This window comes from Nonomuraea terrae (assembly GCF_044465245.1).
Lineage (GTDB): Bacteria > Actinomycetota > Actinomycetes > Streptosporangiales > Streptosporangiaceae > Nonomuraea > Nonomuraea terrae.
The window spans coordinates 826,388-846,603 of sequence record NZ_JBITLL010000006.1; the positions used below are offsets into that span (position 1 = coordinate 826,388).

17 protein-coding genes are annotated in these 20,216 nt (G+C 71.9%); 10 read left to right on the plus strand and 7 right to left on the minus strand.

The window, feature by feature from the left end; genetic code table 11:
• Nucleotides 1-3: 3 nt before the first annotated feature.
• Nucleotides 4-1,473 (plus strand): tetratricopeptide repeat protein, encoded by a 1,470-nt coding sequence (locus tag ACIBP6_RS33250; RefSeq protein WP_397057779.1) that lies wholly within the window; start codon nucleotides 4-6, stop codon nucleotides 1,471-1,473.
• An 11-nt stretch (nucleotides 1,474-1,484) separates the two neighbouring features.
• On the opposite strand, the gene ACIBP6_RS33255 is transcribed toward ACIBP6_RS33250, so the two are convergent.
• Entirely contained in the window at nucleotides 1,485-2,471 is a 987-nt protein-coding gene (locus tag ACIBP6_RS33255) for a helix-turn-helix domain-containing protein (protein WP_397057780.1), read from the minus strand.
• A gap of 191 nt (nucleotides 2,472-2,662) precedes the next feature.
• On the opposite strand from ACIBP6_RS33255, the gene ACIBP6_RS33260 reads away from it, so the two are divergent.
• On the plus strand, nucleotides 2,663-5,617 hold the full coding sequence (locus tag ACIBP6_RS33260) for a S8 family serine peptidase (protein WP_397057781.1): 2,955 nt from the start codon (nucleotides 2,663-2,665) through the stop codon (nucleotides 5,615-5,617).
• A 53-nt stretch (nucleotides 5,618-5,670) separates the two neighbouring features.
• Here ACIBP6_RS33260 and ACIBP6_RS33265 read toward each other — a convergent pair whose 3' ends face one another.
• Together ACIBP6_RS33265 and ACIBP6_RS33270 are read right to left on the minus strand one after the other, a co-directional pair.
• Complete coding sequence (locus tag ACIBP6_RS33265; protein WP_397057782.1) at nucleotides 5,671-6,594, minus strand: CHRD domain-containing protein; 924 nt, start codon at nucleotides 6,592-6,594, stop codon at nucleotides 5,671-5,673.
• Between the two features lie 139 nt (nucleotides 6,595-6,733).
• Nucleotides 6,734-7,981 carry an MFS transporter gene (locus tag ACIBP6_RS33270; RefSeq protein ID WP_397057783.1) on the minus strand — a complete coding sequence of 416 codons (1,248 nt, stop codon included), beginning with the start codon at nucleotides 7,979-7,981 and terminating at the stop codon, nucleotides 6,734-6,736.
• Between the two features lie 83 nt (nucleotides 7,982-8,064).
• On the opposite strand from ACIBP6_RS33270, the gene ACIBP6_RS33275 reads away from it, so the two are divergent.
• From ACIBP6_RS33275 to ACIBP6_RS33300, 6 genes are all read left to right on the plus strand, one after another.
• Complete coding sequence (locus tag ACIBP6_RS33275) at nucleotides 8,065-8,502, plus strand: winged helix-turn-helix transcriptional regulator (protein ID WP_397057784.1); 438 nt, start codon at nucleotides 8,065-8,067, stop codon at nucleotides 8,500-8,502.
• A gap of 136 nt (nucleotides 8,503-8,638) precedes the next feature.
• Nucleotides 8,639-8,860 (plus strand): hypothetical protein, encoded by a 222-nt coding sequence (locus ACIBP6_RS33280; protein WP_397057785.1) that lies wholly within the window; start codon nucleotides 8,639-8,641, stop codon nucleotides 8,858-8,860.
• Nucleotides 8,857-9,840 (plus strand): polyprenyl synthetase family protein, encoded by a 984-nt coding sequence (locus tag ACIBP6_RS33285; RefSeq protein ID WP_397057786.1) that lies wholly within the window; start codon nucleotides 8,857-8,859, stop codon nucleotides 9,838-9,840. The genes ACIBP6_RS33280 and ACIBP6_RS33285 overlap by 4 nt, the downstream gene beginning before the upstream one ends.
• Nucleotides 9,833-10,984, plus strand: a complete 1,152-nt coding sequence (locus ACIBP6_RS33290) for an oxygenase MpaB family protein (RefSeq protein ID WP_397057787.1) — start codon at nucleotides 9,833-9,835, stop codon at nucleotides 10,982-10,984. Before ACIBP6_RS33285 ends, ACIBP6_RS33290 begins: the two co-directional genes overlap by 8 nt.
• A gap of 75 nt (nucleotides 10,985-11,059) precedes the next feature.
• Nucleotides 11,060-11,212: a hypothetical protein gene (locus ACIBP6_RS33295; protein WP_165970245.1), complete on the plus strand. Its 153-nt coding sequence runs from the start codon at nucleotides 11,060-11,062 to the stop codon at nucleotides 11,210-11,212.
• Nucleotides 11,213-11,302: 90 nt separating this feature from the next.
• Nucleotides 11,303-12,667 carry an alanine/glycine:cation symporter family protein gene (locus ACIBP6_RS33300; protein WP_397057788.1) on the plus strand — a complete coding sequence of 455 codons (1,365 nt, stop codon included), beginning with the start codon at nucleotides 11,303-11,305 and terminating at the stop codon, nucleotides 12,665-12,667.
• A 51-nt stretch (nucleotides 12,668-12,718) separates the two neighbouring features.
• Here ACIBP6_RS33300 and ACIBP6_RS33305 read toward each other — a convergent pair whose 3' ends face one another.
• Nucleotides 12,719-13,249, minus strand: coding sequence for a flavoprotein (locus tag ACIBP6_RS33305; protein ID WP_397057789.1), 531 nt, complete (start codon nucleotides 13,247-13,249; stop codon nucleotides 12,719-12,721).
• 290 nt (nucleotides 13,250-13,539) lie between these two features.
• Nucleotides 13,540-14,469, minus strand: a complete 930-nt coding sequence (locus ACIBP6_RS33310; RefSeq protein ID WP_165969518.1) for a sulfotransferase — start codon at nucleotides 14,467-14,469, stop codon at nucleotides 13,540-13,542.
• 295 nt (nucleotides 14,470-14,764) lie between these two features.
• Between ACIBP6_RS33310 and ACIBP6_RS33315 the strand changes: the two genes are divergently transcribed.
• Nucleotides 14,765-16,594, plus strand: coding sequence for an ABC transporter ATP-binding protein (locus tag ACIBP6_RS33315; protein WP_397057790.1), 1,830 nt, complete (start codon nucleotides 14,765-14,767; stop codon nucleotides 16,592-16,594).
• Between the two features lie 3 nt (nucleotides 16,595-16,597).
• On the opposite strand, the gene ACIBP6_RS33320 is transcribed toward ACIBP6_RS33315, so the two are convergent.
• Together ACIBP6_RS33320 and ACIBP6_RS33325 are read right to left on the minus strand one after the other, a co-directional pair.
• Entirely contained in the window at nucleotides 16,598-17,146 is a 549-nt protein-coding gene (locus tag ACIBP6_RS33320) for a hypothetical protein (RefSeq protein WP_397057791.1), read from the minus strand.
• 12 nt (nucleotides 17,147-17,158) lie between these two features.
• Nucleotides 17,159-19,123, minus strand: coding sequence for a serine/threonine protein kinase (locus ACIBP6_RS33325; protein ID WP_397057792.1), 1,965 nt, complete (start codon nucleotides 19,121-19,123; stop codon nucleotides 17,159-17,161).
• Nucleotides 19,124-19,271: 148 nt separating this feature from the next.
• On the opposite strand from ACIBP6_RS33325, the gene ACIBP6_RS33330 reads away from it, so the two are divergent.
• Nucleotides 19,272-20,066: a hypothetical protein gene (locus ACIBP6_RS33330; protein ID WP_397057793.1), complete on the plus strand. Its 795-nt coding sequence runs from the start codon at nucleotides 19,272-19,274 to the stop codon at nucleotides 20,064-20,066.
• Nucleotides 20,067-20,216: the final 150 nt, after the last annotated feature.

The window sequence follows — 20,216 nt, forward strand, 5'->3', positions numbered from 1 at the left end:
GCCATGCCGACCCCACCCACGTCGCTCGATCTGGCCTTCGCCCTGCTCCGGGAGGGCCGCCTGGTCGACGCCGAACAACTCATGGTGCGTGAGCTGCACACCACCGAGCTCCGGTACGGCCGCGACACCCCGCAGTGGGCGTCGGCCCAGTGCGATCTCGGCACCGTCCTGCTCAACTCCGACCAGCCCGAGCGCGCTGTGGAGTGCTATCGCGCCGCCTGCTCGATCCCGCGGCCCGAGGACCCGGAGGCGCACAAGGATCTGCTGACCTACCGCCTCAACCTCGGCATGGTGCTGGCGATGTCGGGGCGGCTGGACGAGGCCGAGGCCGAGCTGCGCCGCAACCTGCGGGAACGCCTCGACTTCTACGGCCCCGAGCACGCCGGTTACGCCTTCGGCCTGGAGCCGCTGGCCGACGTACTGCTCCGGCGCGGCGACCTGCGGGGAGCCCGCGCGGCCGTCGAGGAGACGATCGGCATCTTCTGGCGCGACGGACACGAGAGGGTCGCCACCGCGCTGGCGCTGCGGGCGCGGATCGTGACGGCCGCCGGCGGCCAGGAACCCGCCTTCCCCGCCCTGGAACAGCTGCCGGACGCGATCGTCGAGGAGCTGGCCCGCGCCGTGCTGAACGGGACCGGCGAGCACCCCGACTCGGACGGGGTCGTGCTGTCCCGTCTCGCCGAGGCCGTGGAGGCGCGGCTCGGCCCTGACCACCAGATGACGCTGAACGTGCTGTCCCAGCTGGCCAACGCCGGTCGCGACCGCGGCGACGAGAGCGGTCGCGTCGAGGCGATCCAGAAGGTGCTCGCCTCGTACGAGCGGCAGGGCAGGCACGACGACGCGCTCATGGCCGAGCTGGGCCTCGCGATGGCGCAGAGCGACGCCGGCGACCTCGACGGGGCTCTGGTGACGTACGCCCGGGCGCGGGCCCGCGCGGAGCGCATCGGCCGTCCGGAGCTGACCGCGCAGGTGCTGCGGAACTGGGGTCTCGCGCTGTCGGAGGCCGGCCGTACGGGCGAGGCCGAGCCGTGCCTGCGCGAGGCCGTCGCCGCCGCCGAGTTCAGCGGCGACGCGGAGCTGCTCGGACGCTCGCGGATCGCCCTCGGCCTGTTCCTCCAGCACCAGGAACGCCTGGCCGAGGCGGGTCAGGTCGTCGAGGCCGGGCTGGCCACCCTCGACGTGGCACACCGCGACGCGGTCGTCGGCCGCAGCCACCTGGGCGCGATCAAGGAGGGCCGGTCGTGCGGCTGCGGCGACATGCCGGGCGCGATGGCGGCGGCGTTCCGCGAGTTCGTCCTCGGGCGGCTGCCGCAGGACCTGCTCGCCGGGCTCGACGTGACCATCACCGACGGAGACTTCTCCGTCAACGTCGAGCTGCGCCGCGAGCCTACGGAGCAGGAGCTGGAACACCTGAACTCCGTCATGCAGACCGCCACCGCCGAGTTCCGCCGCCGCGTGACGACCACGAGCTAGCCGGGGTCGCCTCAGATCCAGCCGCGGGCGGCCGCCTCGGCGCCGGCCTGGAAGCGGGTCTCCGTGCCGAGCCTGGCCATGATCGTGGCGATCCGGCGGGTGGCGGTCCGCGCGCTCACTCCCAGCTGGCGGGCGATGGCCTGGTCCTTCAGGCCGGCCTTGAGCATCTGGAGCAGCAGCAGGTCGTCCTCGCTCGGCTCGTCCCGGCTCTCCGCCCGGGCGGGCCGGGCGATGGGGGTGGCGCGGCGCCAGTACGCCTCGAACAGCTCGATGAGCGCGTCCAGCAGGCCGGACGGGTGGACGACCACGAGGCTGTCGTAGATGCCGCCGACCAGCGGCACGAGCGCGACCTTGCGATCCATGATGCGCAGCTTGAACGGCAGGTTGGGCAGCAGCCTGGCCTGCTCCCCGAGGGCCACCAGCTTCACCACCGTGTCGAACCGGCCGGACCGCTGCATGGACTCCGGGCAGTACACCGAGCGGACCTCCACGCCCCGCCCGATCATCGCCCGGGTGCGCGCCATCTCGCTCTCGTTCGTGTCGGACTCCCCGTCCGGCCGCTCCAGGTAGGGCGGCCGGTCGAGCACCCACAGGTGCGTGCTGATCGCCCGCGTGAGCTCGTCCACCCGCTGGTTGACGGCGTTCCGCCCGGACAGCACCTCGACGAGCCGGCCGGGGTCGTACCGCAGCCGCCCCACCTGGTAGGCGTGGGCGAGATCCGCCACCTCCTCCTGCACCCTGCCGAGGGCGCTCTCCATCTCCACCCGGCGGCGGCTGACCAGCGCCGGCACCGCGGTGAGGGGCTCGACCGGGCGGTAGCGGCCGGGCGCGATCCGGCGGACGAGCTCCAGCGCGGTGAGCCGGGCCAGGGCGTGCCGGACCCGCGAGGAAGGCGCGCCCAGAGCGGCGGCGAGCTCGGCGACGCCCTGTTCGCCCTGGTCGAGCAGGGTTCGATAGACGTTTTCCTCGAACTCCTTGATCCCCAGCGCCGCTAACACAGGCGCTCCTTCCGGCCGCTAAACCTCTTCCGGCTGACCACTTTCGCCACAGTGGCAGAAGTCGTCACGACAGTATCTCGACAACCACAGTCAGGGAGAAGTTCACTTTCTTTGCCAAAACCACCCGTTGCCGAATATTGCCTACATAACACGCAATGTCCCTCCTCGCCCCCGGAGCACCCCACGTGGCCTTGACGTCACATCGAACCGCCGCCGCGTACGGCGCGGTGGTCCTCATGGCGCTCGCGTTCGCGGCGCCAACACCCCCGACCTCCTCCGAGGCGGCGACCACCCAGGTCGCCGCCGGCCGCTACCTCGTCACGCTCGCCGAGAAGCCGATCGCCACCTACGCGGGCGGCGTGGCGGGCATCGGCCGCACCAAACCGGACAAGGGCCGCAAGCTCGACGTCGGCTCCGCGGACGCCGAGCGCTACCGCGCCCACCTCACCGCCCGGCAGCGGGAGGTGGCCTCCGCCGTGGGCGTCACGCCCGTGCGGCACTTCGCCGTCGCGGCCAACACCTTCGTCGCCGACCTCACCGGGGCCCAGGCGCTCACCCTGATGAGGTCGCGGGGCGTCGTGTCCGTCGTCCCGAACAGGCTCCTCAAGCCGGCCGACGACCGCGACTCCACCGACTTCCTCAAGCTGTCCGGGCCCAAGGGCGTGTGGTCGGCGCTGGGCGGTACGGACGAGGCGGGCAAGGGCGTCGTCGTCGGCGTCATCGACACCGGCGTGTGGCCGGAGAGCGCCTCGTTCGCCGCGCCCGCGCTGACCGCCACCCCGCCCGGCGACGACGACCCGTACCGGCCGTACGCGCGGGCCGGCGAGGTCGTCATGCGGAAGGCGGACGGAGGCACGTTCACCGGGACCTGCCAGGCCGGCGAGCAGTTCACCGCCGCCCTGTGCAACGAGAAGATCATCAGCGCCCGCTACTTCAGCGACGGCTGGACGCACGCGGTGCCGCCGGAGCAGCGGGCCGACTACCTGTCGCCCCGCGACGCCCAGGGCCACGGCACCCACACCGCCTCCACGGCCGCCGGCAACGCCGGCGTCGAGGCGGACGTGGCCGGCGTCGGCTTCGGCGAGATCTCCGGCGTGGCGCCGGGGGCCTCGATCGCCGTCTACAAGGCCCTCTACCAGGGCAAGACATCCGACGACACCGGCGGCGCGGAGCAGGACCTCCTCGCCGCGATCGACCAGGCCGTCGCCGACGGCGTCGACGTGATCAACTACTCCGTCGGCGCCGGGGCCGAGTCGGCCGTCACCGACCCGATCCAGCTCGCGTTCCTCAACGCCGCGGCGGCGGGGGTGTTCGTCTCGACGGCGGGCGGCAACAGCGGGCCGGGCGCGAGCAGCCTGGACAACACCGCGCCGTGGGAGACCACGGTGGCGGCGTCCAGCATCGGGCAGTACACGGCCACCGTGGCGCTGGGCGACGGCCGCAGTTTCACGGGCGTGAGCACCACGGTCGCGGCGGAGGTGAAGGACCGGCCGCTGGTGCTCGGCACGGCGGTCAAGAACCCCGCCGCCGCGGACGGCGCGGCGGCCGCGTGCCTGCCGGACACCCTCGACCCGGCGAAGGCGGCCGGCACGATCATCGTCTGCCAGCGCGACACCAACCCGCGGGCGGAGAAGTCGGCCGAGGTCGCCAGGGCGGGCGGCGCCGGCATGGTGCTGGTCAACACCTACGACTACACCACCGACCCCGACCTGCACGCGGTGCCGACCGTGCACCTCAACGTCCCGGCCGCGACGACGGTGCGGACGTACGCGGCCACGGAGGGCGCGCGGGCGAGCCTCGTGCCCGGCGGGGATGACATGCCGTACCCGCAGGCCGCCGTCTTCTCCTCGCGCGGGCCGTCCGAGATCAACGACGGCGACCTGCTCAAGCCGGACATCGCCGCCCCCGGCGTGTCCATCCTCGCGGCGGTGGCGCCGCCCGCCTACGCGGGGCACGACTTCGACTTCCTCTCCGGCACCTCGATGGCCACGCCGCACGTCGCCGGGCTCGCCGCTCTCTACTTCGGCGAGCACCCCACCATGTCGCCGATGGCGGTCAAATCCGCGCTGATGACCACCGCGGGCCCGATCAGCACCGCGACCGGCGAGGTCAGCACCGACGTCTTCGCGTACGGCGCCGGCGAGGCCGAGCCGTCGAAGATGCTCGACCCCGGCCTGGTGTACGACTCCGGCGAGGAGGACTGGCTCGGCTACCTGGAGGGCCGCGGCGTCGACACCGGCACCGGCGTGCCGGCCATCGCCCCGAACGCGCTGAACTACCCGTCCATCGCGGTCGGCGACCTCATGGGCACGGTGTCCGTCCGCCGCGAGGTCACCGCGCTGACGCCCGGCGTCTACCACGCGGAGATCGACCTCCCGGGCATCGAAACCAAGGTGAAGCCGCCCACGCTGAAGTTCGACGAGGCCGGGCAGACCAAGGAGTTCACGGTCACCTTCGCCCTGGGCAAGGGCACGCCGGGGCAGGCCCACAGCGGCTCGCTCACCTGGACGGGCGCCGGCGCCGCCGTGCGCAGCCCGATCGTGGTCACGCCGCAGGTCGTCGTCGCCCCGGAGACGCTCACCGGGAGCGGGGCCACGGGGAGCATCACGTTCCAGATCACCCCGGGCGTGCCGAAGCTGCCGATCGACGTCTACGGCCTGGCACACGCCGAGCCGGTCGCCGGTTCGGTCGCGCCGGGCGGCGAGCAGGACGTGACGTTCACGGTGCAGCCGGACACCAAGCTGCTGCAGACCGTCGTACGGACCGACGCGCCGGCGGGCTCGCTGCTGCCGCTGCTCGTCCGCCTGCCGGAGGACGCGACCTCCATCTTCGACGGCGGCGTCATCGTCGCGTCGGCGGACGACCCCGCCGACCCCGCGATCACCGTGGTGGATCCGGAGCCCGGCCGGTACGCGCTCGCCGTCTTCTCGTTCGGGGCCGCGGATGCGTCGTTCACCACGCAGGTCAACACGGTGCCCGTCAAGGGCGGCAGCGGCGGCCTCACGCTCTCGCCCCGGCACCCCGAGGTGACGCCGGGGACGCCGATGGACCTCACGCTCTCCTGGTCCGGCCTGACCGGCGGCGGGCGGCACACCGGCTACCTCGAATACCCCGACGGCACCGGCACGGTGGTGTCCGTCGGCTGAACCGCGGAACCGCTGAAGGGTCGCCGGCCCCCGCTCGGCGACCCTTCGAGCGGTTACCAGGCGCCGTTGGCGGAGTAGAGCTGCCCGCGGACGGCGCCGCCCGGGAACTGGCCGGTGTGCAGGTTGGCGTACCAGTTCTTCGGGTTCTTGGAGATGCCCTTGGCGGTGTCCTTCTTGATCGTGGCGGTGCCGGCCAGGCCGTTCACGCCCGCGGGCAGGCCGTTGGAGTCGGCGAACAGGTCCACCGCCACCGGGCCGTTCTTGCCCTTGGCGCCGCTGTGGATGTGGGCCAGGGTGGGCGGGGCGATCCCGTTGAACAGCGTCGCGTACTCGATCTTCCCGCCCTTGATGTCGAACAGCCACTCGGCGAAGCCGTCCTTGTCGCCGACCTTCTGGCCGGGCGCCGGGACCTCCTGCTTGCCGTCGGCCTTGACGTGGAACCTGCTGCCGTTGCCGATGGCGAGCACCGAGGCCAGGTTCACCGGCTTGATCCGGTACATCTGCGCGCGCACCGCGCCGCCGGGGAACTCGCCGGTGTGCAGGTTCGCGTACCAGTTGCCGGGGTTCCTCGTGATGCCGGCCAGCAGGTTCTTGTCCTTGACCGGCACGGTGCCGGACACGGCGCTGGTGCCCTTGGGCAGGCCGTCCATGAAGAAGCCGATCTTGACGTCGCCGTTCTGGCCCTTCTTGCCCTGGTGGATGTGGAACATCGTCGGCGTGGCCGTGCCCTCCCACCGGATGGCGTACGAGACCTTGTCACGGTCGATCACGAAGACCGCCAGCGCGCTGCCGTTCTTGTCGCCCACCTTCGGGCCGCCCTTGACCGGCACCTCGTTCTTGCCGGTGAGCTTGGCCGCGAAGTAGACGGGCGCGGCGTACGGCGAGGCGTCGGCCTGGGCGGCGCCGGGCACGAAGGCCGCGCTGAGAAGGCCGGCGGCCAGGACGGCACCGGGAAGGGCGAGGGCGCGCTTGTTCATGGTGAACCTCTCGGGTGTGCTGGCGAGGGGCCGTCGGGTACGGCCGGAAGCTGACACTGAAGACCCTGCCGCTAACTCCCGCCCACAAGTACGTACAAATCCTCACTGGCCACCGAACATGCATAAGTACGGCTTTTTCCTACTCCACGCCCCTAGGAGCCCGGATGGTGGAGGGGCAGGAGAGACATTCGGGCGGCTGGTGCGGAGCCGCGCCGGGGGGACGAGGTCGAGGGGACAAAGCCCAGACCGCGAGGGCCGCGGTCGCGTAGCCGGCGCCGAGCAGGCAGGCGGCGGGCCATCCGGCGGTGGCGTAGGTCCACGCCGTGGTCACCGCGCCGAGGGCCGAGCCGAGGGAGTAGAAGGCCATGTACGCGCCGATCACGCGGCCGGCCTGGCCCGGCCGGGCCGTGGTGATGAGGTGCTGGTTGCTGACGTGGACGGCCTGCACCGCGAGGTCCAGGAGGATCACGCCCGCGGCCAGCAGCCACAGGGACTGCCCGGTGCAGGCGGTGAACGTCCACGACACGATCAGGACCACCAGTGCCCAGCCCGTGACCGGGCCGGCGTATCCGCGGTCAGCCCACCGTCCCGCGCGGGCTGCACCGAGAGCGCCGGCGAGCCCGGCGAGAGCGAACAGGCCGATCTGTGCCGGTGTCAGGTGCCAGGGTTCGGCGCTCAGCGGGAGCGCCAGACCGCTCCAGAGCGTCCCGAACGAGGCGAACACGAAGAACGCGAGGGCCGCTCGGCTGCGGAACATCCGGTCCGCGGCGACGAGGCTCCCCATGGAGGCGATCACCTGCCGGTAACCACCGCGTGCGCGCTCACACGAATCGTCGGGGGGCAGCGACATCATGACGAGTCCGGCCAGGACCACCGAGGCGGCGGCCAGTGTGGCGTACACGCTGCGCCAGCCTGCCGCCTCGGCCAGGAAGCCCGACATCACGCGGGCGCCGAGGATGCCGACGACCACGCCGGAGGTGACCGTGCCGATGTTCCTGCCGCGCTCGTGCGGCGCAGACACGGCGGCCGTGTAGGCGACGGTCGTCTGCACCACGACCGCGAACATCCCCGCCAGGCCGAGACCCGCCAGCGCGAGCGGTGCTGTCGTCGAGGCCGCGACGACCGCGCTTCCGGCCGCGGTGAGCACCAGCTGGCCCGCGATGAGCCGCCGCCGGTCGAGCACGTCTCCCAGCGGAACGAGCGTGACCAGCCCGGCCAGATAGCCGGCCTGACCGACGGCGACGAGCCATCCCAGACCGCCTGAAGTGAGCCCCAGATCCGATCCCACCGCGTCCAGGACGGGTTGTACGGCGTAGACGTTCGCCACGGCTACCGCGCACACCACGGCCGGCAACAACCTGCGCCGTCCACCGAGGATCGTCGCCACACCATTCCCCAATCAGTAGCAAATTGCAACCAATCGGAGGCTAGGGCAGAATGGTTGCGAAAAGCAACCGAATGGAGGTGTGCATGACAGCCGAGCGCTGGACCGACCCGAACTGCCCGGTGGCCAGGACCGTCGACCTGGTCGGCGACCGCTGGAGCCTGCTCATCGTCCGGGACGCGATGGACGGAGCGTCCGCCTTCACCGACTTTCACCAGCGGCTCGGGATCGCCCGCAACGTCCTCACCGACCGGCTGCGCCGCCTCACCGAGTGCGGCATCCTCGCCCGGGACACCGCACCGTCCGGCAAGCGGCAGACCTACACGCTGACGGACGCGGGGCGCGACCTGTTCACCGTGATGCTGGCGCTGCGTCAGTGGGGTGAGCGCCACGCCTTCACCTCCGGGGAGGAGTACTCGGTGCTCGTCGACCAGCGAGGAGAGGCCGTCCCCGAGTTGCGGGCCATCGACACCACCGGCACCCCGCTCACCTCCGGCACGACTCGCGTCCAGAAGGTGAGTTGACCCGGCGTCGGCGAGCACGGCCGGACGGCCCATGACCTTCCGGAGAAATCCGTGAACGTACCGTGGTCATCTCATTACTCTCTGTGCTTCACTGTCGGTGTCGCCTATAGAACGGTGAGTGCCGATGGATCGGGATGTGAGCGCTGATCTGCGCCAGGAGGCGCTGTATCTGGCGGCCGGGGTGGCCGACGTGCTGCTGGGCGGGGCGCGCGACGTGCTGCGTCAGATGCCGCAGCTGGCGGAGATCCGGCAGGAGCTTCGGGCGCGGGGGGAGCTGGCGTGGGGACGCGGTGTGCCCCTGGGGGAGGCGCACCTGGAGGTGCTGGCGCGACGGGTCAGTGAGCGTAACCCACGGTGAGCGATCTTCGGACCCGGGTGGAGCGGGCGCTGGAGGAATTCGTCGACGAGGAGATCGCCGAGCTGCTGAGGCTCGACGCGGAGCTGGCGCCGGTCGCCGAGCAGGCGCGGGTGTCGGTGACCGGCGGCAAGCGCATCCGTCCCGCCTTCTGCTACTGGGGGTGGCGGGCGGCCGGGCAGCCGGACGCGGAGCCGATGGTCCGCGCGGCCGCGGCGATCGAGCTGGTGCACGCCGCGGCGATCGTCCACGACGACCTCATCGACCGCAGCCCGCTGCGCCGCGGCCGTCCCACCGCCCATCGGCGGCTCGGCGACGGGCTGGCCGTCATGGTCGGCGACCTGTTGCTGGCGTGGGCCGGTCAGCTGTTCCACGGCTGCGGCCTGCCGCGTACGTTCACCGCCAGGGCCGTGTCCCTGTGGACGGCGATGGGCCGCGAGCTGATCGCCGGCGAGTGCCTGGAGCTGCTGCGGACACAGGGCCCGCCGGACGTGGCGCGGTCGCTGCAGATCGTCCGGTTCAAGACCGGCTCCTACACCGTCGACTGGCCGCTGCGGATCGGCGCGGTGCTCGGCGGGGCCGACCCGGCGACGCTGGAGACCCTGTCCGGGTACGCCCGCCCGCTCGGTGAGGCCTTCCAGCTGCGCGACGACCTGTGGGGGGTGTTCGGCGACCCCGCCGTGACCGGCAAGTCCGCGCTCGACGACCTGGCGGGCCGCAAGCCGACCGCCTTGCTGGCGATCACCCTGGAGCGGACACCGGACCGCGCGGAGCTGCACGCCCTGCTGCGGGCTCCGGTCGAAGCGCCCGAGGCGGCGCGGATCACCCAGATCATGCAGCACTGCGGCGCCGCCGACGAGGTCCGCCGCATGATCGGCGAACGCGCCGACGCCGCCCGTACGGCGCTGGAGCGGGCTCCCCTGCCCGCCGACGCCGCCTGCGCCCTGACCCGACTGATCGAAGAGGTGACAGCCGATGTCTGACGGTTCGTACGACGACGTCTTCATGGACGCCCTGCGGCTCAAGGGCGACGACCTGGCCGATGCCACGGTGGCGGCGTTGTTCGCCGAGGGGCAGGTGGGCCGGTTCAACACGCTGATGCGCTGGTTCACCACCTCCGGCCAGGAGCTGCCCGACGGGCTGCCGGACGCCGCCCGCGACTACCTGAAGGCCACCGCGAACCCGCCCGACTGGGTGGACTGGGCGATGATGGAGCAGGCCAGGCGGTTCTTCATCGACAACGACGTGCACATCAGCACGGCGCTGTCGTTCGCGGCCATGCCGGCCTGCTACGTCGTCCCGCACGTCGCCCGGCTGCTGTCGGCCACGCACTCGCTGGCGTACCCGTCGCGGCGCATGGCCGAGACGGGGCAGTTCACCGTCTATCTCATGCGACCGGACGCGTTCGAGGCGGGCGGACGGTTCCTGCCGGCCGCCCAGAAGGTGCGGCTGCTGCACGCCTCCATCCGCCGTCACCTGCGCGAGACGGGCGGCTGGCCCGAGCCGGTGGCGATCTGCCAGGAGGACATGCTCGGCGGGCTCATGATGTTCAGCATCCAGGTGCTCGACGCCCTGCACCGCCTGCGCGTCCGCATGACCCCGCAGGGCGCGGAGGCGTACTACTACGCCTGGAAGGTGGTCGGCGCGATCCTCGGATGCGACCCGGCGGTCATCCCGGCCGACCTGGGGGCCGCCCGCGAGTTCTCCGACCGCTACATGGTGCGCCACATGGGGCCCTCGCCCGAGGGCGTCCACCTGACCGGGCAGCTCATCGACATGTACGAGCAGGTCGTGCCCGGCACCCTGCTCGACCCGGTGGTGCCCGCGCTGATCCGCTTCCTGATCGGCGACACCGCCGCCGACTGGCTGCGGGTGCCGCGATCCGGCTGGGACACCACGGTCAAGCTCGTTCCCGCCCTGCTCGGCGTCATCGAGGGGCTGGAGGACCGCGGGCCCTGGGCGGCGCAGCTGTCCGACCGGCTCGGCCGCCTGGTCACCCAGCTGGAGCTGACGTCCCTGACCCGCGGCCGGGTCATGCACTACGCCATCCCCGACGAGCTCAAGCCCGACTTCGGCGTCCCCGCCGCCGCCGGCCGCTGGACCCCGCCGCCGCCGATCCCGGCCTGAACCGTGGAATAGGGCGGGGGAGGGCGATGTTGGAGGCAGAAGCTTTAAAATTCAATTTCTGACGGAGGGACTGTCATGGCCATCGCCTTCATGCTCGTCATGAGCGTCATCATGGGCAGCGTTCTCACCGGTGGGGTGGCAGCCATCGTGCTGAACGGCATCAAGGGCCGCCAGTGGCCGGTGCTGCTGCGGCGGCGCGTCGTCTACCGCGGGTTCGTCGTCCGCTAAGGCAGGCTCGTTGTCCTCGTCGCGTTTTCCCTGGCAGCGGGCATGGAAGGTTCCGAATGCCGACCATCGCCCGCGACCAGGGGAGTTTGCGTGCAGGAGATCCTGTCGACGATCTCGGGCTTCGTCTGGGGCCCGTTCCTGCTGATCCCGCTGCTCCTGCTGACGGGGCTCTATCTCACGGTCCTGCTGCGCGGCCTGCAGTTCAGCAAGCTCTTCTACGCCCTGTGGCTCGCGCTCATCAAGCGCAAAGATCCCACCGGCGAAGGGGACATCACCCACTACCAGGCGCTGTCCACGGCCCTGGCGGCCACCGTGGGCGTCGGCAACATCGCCGGCGTCGCCACGGCCATCCACTTCGGCGGGCCCGGCGCCGTCTTCTGGATGTGGGCCACCGGCCTCGTGGGCATGGCCACCAAGTACACCGAGGCGTTCCTCGGCGTACGGTTCCGCCGCGCCGATGCCAAGGGCGAGCAGAGCGGCGGTCCGATGTTCTACCTGACGTACGGGGTGGGCGGCAGGCTCGGCGCGACCCTGGGGGTGCTGTTCGCGGTCTTCGGCGCGCTCGCGGCGTTCGGCATCGGCAACATGGTGCAGTCCAACAGCGTGGCCGACGCCATCGACGCGCAGTGGAACGTGCCCGTGTGGCTGACCGGTCTGGTCATCACCGTGCTCGCCGCCACCGTCATCCTGGGCGGCATCAAGAGCATCGGCGCGGTCACCAGCGCGTTCGTGCCCGTGATGATCGTCTTCTACGTCCTCGGGGCCCTGTGGGTCATCATCGCCAACATCGAGAACCTGCCGGGCGCGCTGGAGACCATCATCAGTGACGCCTTCACCGGCACCGCGGCGACCGGCGGATTCGCCGGCGCCGGCGTCCTGCTGGCGATCCGGTACGGCGTGTCGCGCGGCATCTTCTCCAACGAGTCCGGCCTCGGCACCGGCGGCATCGCGGCGGCGGCCGCCAAGACCACCGAGCCGGCGCGGCAGGCGCTCGTGTCGATGACCCAGACGTTCATCGACACGCTCGTCGTCGTCAGCATGACCGGCCTGGCGATCGTCGTCACCGGCGCTTGGCAGAGCGGCACGAACGGCGCCCCGCTCACCGCCCTCGCGTTCAGCCGCGGCCTGCCCGGTCAGTGGGGCGGCCTCGTCGTCACCCTGGGCCTGATCTTCTTCGCCTTCTCCACGCTGCTCGGCTGGGCCTACTACGGGGAGCGCTGCATGGACCGCCTCTTCGGCCGCGTGTCCGTGACGCCGTACCGGCTGGTGTTCATCGTGCTCATCTTCGTCGGCACGGTGCTGGAGCTGGAGACCGTGTGGACGTTCTCCGACATCATGAACGGGCTCATGGCGCTGCCCAACCTCATCGGCCTCATCATGCTGTCCGGCCTCGTCGTCCGGGAGACCCGCGCCTACTTCGACCGCCCCGACTGGAAACGCGTCCCCGTCGCGTGACGTTCCACTGTGGAGCTGCGGTCCGGTGACCACGAGCGGGTGGCCGACGTCCTACGGCAGGTTCTCCAGGGTGAGAGCCCAGGGGTAGGCGTCGGCGGCGTCGGGGTCCGTGCTGGGCGGGCGGGGCTCGTACTGGCCGGGGCCGAGCAGGACGTGTACGCCTTCGGCGCGGAGGCGGTCGACGCTCTGCCGGAAGGGGACGCGGGCGGCCAGGGCGGTGTTGACGAACGGCAGGACGACGACCGGGATGCCGAGCCCCGGCGCCTCGGCGAGCAGGCCGAGCGCGTAGGTGTCGGCGATGCCCTGGGCGAACTTGTTGACGGTGTTGTACGTGGCCGGGGCGACGATGATGGCGTCGGCGCGCGGCGGCTTCGGCTCGTGCGGCTTGCGGTAGCGGCTGCGGACGGGCCGGCCGGTCCGCCGCTCCAGGTCGGCGACGTCGACGAAGTCGAGGGCCGACGGGGTGGCGACGACCTGGACGGTCCAGCCGGCGTCCTGGGCCAGGGTGACGAGGCGGCCGACTGCGGAGGCGGGCCCCGCGGCGCAGACGATGACGTGGAGGACCTTGCCGGATGGGGTCACGCGACAGCTCCCTCGCGGGTTCACGGCGGTTGGCAGGAGGTCACGTACCCGGCGGCGGAGCGCCTCGCACGGCCATGCCGCTCTGACCGGCCCGCCGCCGGGCACCGTGGTGGTCACGCCGGGGCGGGTGCCGCTGGACTCGACGGCCGGGTACGCCCTGGCCCGGCTGCGGTTGCGCGGGCGCTGCCCACGCTCCCGCCGACCTTGCCTGGTCGGGACGCCCGGACAGGTGGTGCGGGGGCCGTCCGTACGGATGCCGGACACGAGCCGGCCTGACGCGGGCCGGCCCGTCAGCGCAGCGGGTAGCCGTAGCGGAGCATGCCTGGGGCGGTGAAGGCGGTGATCATACGGCGGCGGCCCGGGCCCATCACCGTCCGCCACTCCTCGTCCGCCCTGAGCGGCACCTCGCCCGTACGGATGCGCATCGGGTTGCCCGCCACGCTGTGGTCGACGGGCAGGTCGATCGTGCCGTCGCCGAGGAACGGCAGGTCGGCCGAGGGCAGCCCGGCGAACTCCAGCACCCTCGACAGCTCCTCGCGGGGCTGGTCGACGAAGTCCTCGTACCGCATGAGGGTCCACGGGGTGCGGGTCAGGCGGAAGGACTCGATGACGGCGTTGAAGGCCAGCCACTCGGCGGCGGTCTGCGCCGGGGAGTGGGTGGCCATCAGCCGCCCGCCCTTGTCGGCGCGGTGGACCTGCCGCGACCAGGAGTGCACGACGCCGTGCGGGCCGCGGACGAGCTGGACGATGCGCAGCTCGATGCCGGGCACCCGGCGCAGCAGCAGCGCCGAGGTGGGGAACTTGGAGGAGTCGACGATCACCGGGCTCTGGCTCACCTCGGCGATCCCGCGGTAGACCTTGGCCATGGTCTCGGCGTACGTCTGGACGTCGCGGCCGAAGCCGCCGGAGACACCGGGCAGCACGTGGCGCGGGGCGTGCCGGATGCGCATGACGGAGCGGTGCACCCGGGCCATCTCGCGGGCGTCCACGTTCCGCCAGCCACCGAACGCGGCCCGGCCGACGGCCTTCCAGAACGGGCAGCGGCGAAAGCGCGTGCTGCACCCGCAGAGCTGGTTCTTGGTGACGCCCTGCGTCCACAGGTAGCGCAGCTCGCCCACGCAGGCGGCGCCCTCGGCGGCGCCGAGGGCCCGGGAGACCAGCGTGCTGCCCGACCTGCCGTGACCTCCGACGAACAGGATGCGGATCGGCTGTTGGCTCATGGAGATGAAGAGGTAGGTGGGGTCATGGGGACGCCAGCCTACGGTCCCGGGCCCGTTGACCGAAACCGGTTCGCGAAAAACACCACACCCGTCAGTGTCCCGTTCGACCAGCAAGGTGGCGGCCGCGCTGGAGGACCACCCCGGCAACCAGGTCACGACGGTGCTGCGCTGACCACCCCCGGCGCGGCGGCGCCGGGCCGCCGCGCCGGGCCGCTCGGCCGGAAAATCGTTGGCTCCGGACTCACGTCCTGCGGCAGCATGGCCACGGTGGGTGTCGGCGTTCGGGGGAGGACGGATGACTGTGCTCGCGTCGGGCGAGGGCTCCCAAGAAGGTACAACACCACGGAAATCGGCGGTTCTGCTGGCGCTGCGCCACTACTGCGGTGAGCTGAAGCGCCAGTGGCCGGTCGCGGCGCCCGCGCTGACGTTGCCGGCGATGGGCAACATCTGCCTGTTCTACCTGGCGCCGCTGGCGGTGGCCGGGCTGGTGGGCCATCTGGCCGGCGGCGGCGACGGCACCGTCGCCACGCTGCTGCCCTTCGTGCTCGCCTTCGCCGCGATGCTGCTGGCGGGCGAGGTGTTGTGGCGGCTGGGGCTGCACTTCCTCAACCGTACGGACGCCCGCGGCATCGAGCGGCTCGGCGTGGTCGGCATGGAAGAGCTGCTGACGAAGGACGCCGCGTTCTTCCACGACAACTTCGCGGGCTCGCTGACCAAGCGCGTGCTGGGCTTCTCCGGCCGGTTCGAGGACTTCGTCGACACGGTCGCGTTCTCGATCATGGCCAAGCTGGTGCCGCTGCTCTTCGCCTCGGTGGTGCTGTGGCAGTACCACCCGCTGCTGGTGCTCGTCCTGGTGGGCCTCATCATCGTCACCGGCCTTCTCGTCGCCCCGCTCATCCGCCGCCGCCAGGCGCTGGTCGACCAGCGTGAGGCCGCCAGGGTCCGGGTGTCCGGCCACGTCGCCGACGTGCTGGCCAACATGGACACCGTGCGCGCCTTCGCCGCCGAGGATCGCGAAGCCGCCGAGAACCGCGTCAGGATGGCCGAGGCGAGCAGGCTCTCGCTGCGCTCGTGGGACTACGGCAACCTCCGCGTCGACACCGTCGTCGCCCCGATGTCGGTGCTCACCAGCGCCGTGGGCCTGCTGCTGGCCGTCGCGCTGCGCGGCGGTCTCGGCGTGGAGGCCATCGTGGTGACGTTCACCTACTACACGAACGCCATCGGCATGATGTTCGAGTTCAACCAGATCTACCGGCGCATGGAGACCGTGCTCACGGAGGCGGCCCAGTTCACCGAGCTGCTGCTCGTGCCGCCGTCCGTGACCGACCCGGCCGATCCGCAGCCGCTGCGCCCGGCCGACGCGGGCGTCCGCTTCGAGCGGGTGCGTTTCTCCTACACCGACGGCCGGCCGCTGTTCCGGGGCCTCGACCTCGACATCCCCAGCGGCGCCAAGGTCGGCCTGGTCGGCCAGTCCGGCGGCGGCAAGACCACGCTCACCCGGCTGCTGCTGCGGCTGATGGACATCGACGGCGGCCGCATCCTGATCGGCGGCCAGGACATCACCCGGCTGCGCCAGGCCGACCTGCGCAGCCTCATCGCGTACGTCCCGCAGGAGCCGGCCATGTTCCACCGGTCGCTGCGTGACAACATCGCGTTCGCCCGGCCGGGAGCCACCGACGACGACATCCTCAGGGCGGCGCGGGCGGCGCACGTGACGGAGTTCGCCGAGTCCCTGCCGGACGGCTTCGACACCCTGGTCGGCGAGCGCGGCGTCAAGCTCTCCGGCGGCCAGCGCCAGCGCCTCGCGCTCGCCCGCGCCATCCTGCGCGACGCCCCGGTCCTGCTGCTGGACGAGGCGACCAGCGCCCTCGACTCCGAGAGCGAGCTCCTCGTCCAGGAGGCCCTGTGGCAGCTGATGCAGGACCGCACCGCGATCGTGGTGGCCCACCGGCTGAGCACCGTCGTCCGGATGGACCGCCTGGTCGTGCTCAACCGCGGACACATCGTGGAGCAGGGCACCCACAGCGAGCTGCTCAAGGCCGAGGGCCCCTACGCCCGCCTGTGGCATCACCAGTCGGGCGGCTTCCTGGTCGAGGACGACGCCCCCGACGCCCTCCACCGCTGACCGTTACGCCGCTCCCGGCGGCCAGACGACGCCGTCGAGGAAAGCCTCGACGGCCGTCGTCACGTCGCCGAGCACCTCTGCCGTCCGGCGCAGCGGCCCCGGCACCTGCATGCCGTGGTCGGCGCCGTCGACCTCGACGACGTGCGGCGTCAGCTCCCGCGCCAGCGCGCCGTCCCAGAAGCCGTCGGCAGTGCCGCCGACCAGCAGGAACGGCTCGCTCGCCCGGCGCAGCGCCGCCACGCACGCGGGCACGGTGAGCAGCGGCGTCAGCCAGATGCCCGCCAGCCGCCGATCGGCCGCGACAGCGGCCCCGAACGAGCCGAGCGACTTGCCGATCAGCACCGGCCGGTCCAGCCCCTCCACCAGGGGCGTCACCTGGCCGCTGACCCAGGGCGTCGCCTCCGCCACGACCAGGTCCTCCGGCGGCCGCCAGGAGACCAGCTCCACGGCGGCGTCGCGGCGGCGGGCCGCTTCGCCGACGTAGGCGAGCAGCCCGGCCTGCGGACCGTACCGCCCGCCCGGGATGACGACGGCGCTGCGGCCTGCGCTCATGTCCGCCTCCCGCTAGTTGGCGGGGTTGTTCGTGTAGACCGGCGTGATGTCGGCGTCGTCGTCGGCCTCCAGCAGCTTGTCCATCAGCTTGCCGTCGAACGCCACGACGCGGATCTCGTCCTTCGGGTTGTTGTCCTGTTCCCAGCAGTACAGGTGCGACTCGCCGTACCAGCCGAGGACCTTGTCGCAGTCGGAGGAGAACCGGCGCACCTGCTTGCCGGTGGCGGCGTCCCAGAGGCAGTGGTGGCCGTCGCCGCCGTCGGGGCAGTCGGTCACGAACGTCTTCCCCGACGGCGAGAAGATGTCGATCGTGCCGGACGCCAGCGGCCCCACGCCCGGCAGGTCACGCGTGGCCTTGCCGGAGGCGTCGAAGAAGCGCAGCCCCTCGTCCTTGCCGTAGTCGATGACCACGCCCTGCTCGGCGGCGTCCCAGCCGAAGTCGCTGTCGCGGATGGACGCGTCGTTCACGTCGACCACGCGTACCTTGCTCTGGGCCACGTCGCTGGTGGCGACGTCCACGACGGCGAAGCCGACGGAGATCCAGCTTTCCTTGCCCTTGTCGTCCTCGATGCGCTCGTTGAGGTTGAGCAGGATCTTCGAGCTGTCCTTCGACCAGGTGCGGACGCTGGTGTCCAGCGGTTTGCGCACGGTCTTGACCCGGAAACTCACGCCGGCCTGGCGGTCGGTGATGAGGATCGAGTCGTAGCCGTCGGAGGTGTAGTCGTGCGGCCGTCCCGCGAGGTAGCGGCCGTTGGGGGAGACCAGCGACTCCAGGTTGCCCGGATACCGGACGAACTCGCCCTGCAGCGACTGCCGGGCGTAGTCGACGTCCTCGTCGAGTTTCTTGTCGTACATCTCGTACGCCGTCAGCTTGATCGGGTCGGACGAACGCTCGTAGATCGTGACGTCGCCGCCGGGCAGCGTGGCCTTGACGGGCGTGGCGGGCGCGGCCGGAGTCGTCGGCCGCGACGGCGGGGCGCCGGACTCGGCGGCGACCGGCGGCGGCGTGCTCGACCACAGCCGGGTGGGCACGGCGATCCCGGCCGCCACGACGACGGCCGCGGTCACCACCCCCGCGCCGATGAGCACGGGCCGGCGCGACGGCCCGCCGGTGTGCTGGGCGTCCTTCGGGGCGGCCTGTCTGGTGCCCTCCACCAGCGGGTCGGCGCCGGGCGCCGGGTTGCGCAGCAGGCGGCTGATCGCCTCCATGGCGGTCGGCCGCCGCGCCGGATCCTTGTCCAGGCACTGCTCGACCACCTCGCGCAGCCGTCCGTCGAGCTCGCCCAGATCGGGCGGCTCGCTGAGCACCCGGTTCATCACCGCGTGGGTCACGCCGGTGCCGAACGGCGCCCGTCCGCAGGACGCGAAGACCATCGTGCCGGCCCACGAGAACATGTCGGCCGCGGGCCCGAGCCCGTGCCCCATGATCTGCTCGGGAGCCATGTACGCGGGCGTGCCGATCTGCGTGCTGCTCGTCATGGTGGCCGGGCCGAGCGTGCGCGCGATCCCGAAGTCGATCACCCGTGGGCCGCCGGTGCCCATGATGACGTTGCCCGGCTTGAAATCGCGGTGCACCACGTGGGCCTCGTGGATGGCGGCGAGCGCGGTGGCGGTGCCGATGGCCAGCCGCTCCAGGTCGGCGCCAGCGAGCGGGCCGCCTTCCCTGACGACCCGCTCCAGCGAACGGCCCTCGACGTACTCGCTGACGATGTACGGGCGGCCGCCGTCGACGCCGGTGCCGAGCACGGTCGCGGTGCAGAACGGCGCCACCCGGCGGGCGACCTCCGCCTCCTGCAGGAAGCGTTCGGCGATCTCCTCGTCGCCGGACGGGCTCAGCCACTTGACGGCCACGTGCGTGCCCATGGGGGTGCGGGCAAGGTAGACGACGCCCTGCCCGCCCTGGCCGAGCCTCCCGATGAGCTCCAGGCCACCTAACTCCTGAGGGTCACCGGTCGTCAGCGGCGTGAAGTCAACCATGCGGTCATTCTCATTGCACGCCGTGGATCTCCCACAGTCCTACTTGCCGGTAACTACGACAGAATAACCTTCGGTAGAGGATCGGGAGCCCTCCCGGAAGCCGGCGGCTACCGTTGACATCCGGCGCCGTGTGGGGAGGATCGGCGGCATGACACGGACGACGCGCAGACCCCCGACCAAGGTGGAGTTCCTGCCCAAGGGCTCCCTCGCGGACGGGCTTCCCCCGGCCGTGCCCGGCACCCTGTACGTCCAGGGCGCCCATGGCGGCATCCGCGTCGCGCCCGATGCCGGCTTCGACGTGGTGTTCGGGCGCTGCGAGCCGGACGTCCACGTCTGCGTCGGCCCCAACGACCCTTACGTCAGCCGGCGGCACGGCCACCTCACCTGCGAAGCCGGGCGATGGGCCCTGTACAACCTCGGCAAACTCCCCATCCGCCTGCCGGGCGGGCAGCTGGTGCTCACCGGGCACCGTACGACGCTGCCGGTGGCGTACACACCGCTGTTCATCGTCGCCCCCGAGCAGGAACACCTGCTGGAAGTACGGGTCGTCAGGAACGCGCCGCCCCCCGGCCCGGAGGACCGACGGGAGGCCGACACCCGCGAGCCGGCCGGATGGCCGCTGAGCCCGCTCGAACGCCTCGTCCTGGTCTGCCTCGGCCAGCGCTATCTCCGGCCCGACCCGTGGCCGCAGCCGCTGCCCTGGGCCCAGGTCGCCGACGAGCTCTCCCGCCTGCGCCCCGGCGAACGCTGGACCGCCAAACGCGCCGCCCACATCGTCACCCAGACGCGCAGGCGGCTCAGCGCCAGGGTGTCCGGGCTCCTGGAGGAGGAGATCCCGCCGCCGCTGGGCAACGCGCTCAACCACAACCTGATCACCGCCCTGCTGGCCACCGCCACGATCGGCCCGTCAGACCTCCGCCTCCTCGACGACCCGACCGAGTGACCCCCGCGCCTGCCGCCGAGCAGGCCTCTGCAGGGCAGGCGGCCACGGCTGCGCGGGTTCCGCACGTGAGCCGTCGAGAGCCTCGTCCCGGAAGAGCGATGAGTACGTCCATCCCCTGTGTGGGCGGACTTGCGGCCGGAGTAGCGTTCC

What these genes read in the sequence shown, in the direction of transcription:
- ACIBP6_RS33250 (WP_397057779.1), top strand. Translation starts at nt 4, where the DNA reads ATGCCGACCCCACCCACGTCGCTCGATCTGGCCTTCGCCCTGCTCCGG.
- ACIBP6_RS33330 (WP_397057793.1), top strand. Translation starts at nt 19,272, where the DNA reads ATGACACGGACGACGCGCAGACCCCCGACCAAGGTGGAGTTCCTGCCC.
- ACIBP6_RS33310 (WP_165969518.1), bottom strand. Translation starts at nt 14,469, where the DNA reads ATGAGCCAACAGCCGATCCGCATCCTGTTCGTCGGAGGTCACGGCAGG.
- ACIBP6_RS33295 (WP_165970245.1), top strand. Translation starts at nt 11,060, where the DNA reads ATGGCCATCGCCTTCATGCTCGTCATGAGCGTCATCATGGGCAGCGTT.
- ACIBP6_RS33320 (WP_397057791.1), bottom strand. Translation starts at nt 17,146, where the DNA reads ATGAGCGCAGGCCGCAGCGCCGTCGTCATCCCGGGCGGGCGGTACGGT.
- ACIBP6_RS33275 (WP_397057784.1), top strand. Translation starts at nt 8,065, where the DNA reads ATGACAGCCGAGCGCTGGACCGACCCGAACTGCCCGGTGGCCAGGACC.
- ACIBP6_RS33290 (WP_397057787.1), top strand. Translation starts at nt 9,833, where the DNA reads ATGTCTGACGGTTCGTACGACGACGTCTTCATGGACGCCCTGCGGCTC.
- ACIBP6_RS33265 (WP_397057782.1), bottom strand. Translation starts at nt 6,594, where the DNA reads ATGAACAAGCGCGCCCTCGCCCTTCCCGGTGCCGTCCTGGCCGCCGGC.
- ACIBP6_RS33315 (WP_397057790.1), top strand. Translation starts at nt 14,765, where the DNA reads ATGACTGTGCTCGCGTCGGGCGAGGGCTCCCAAGAAGGTACAACACCA.
- ACIBP6_RS33325 (WP_397057792.1), bottom strand. Translation starts at nt 19,123, where the DNA reads ATGGTTGACTTCACGCCGCTGACGACCGGTGACCCTCAGGAGTTAGGT.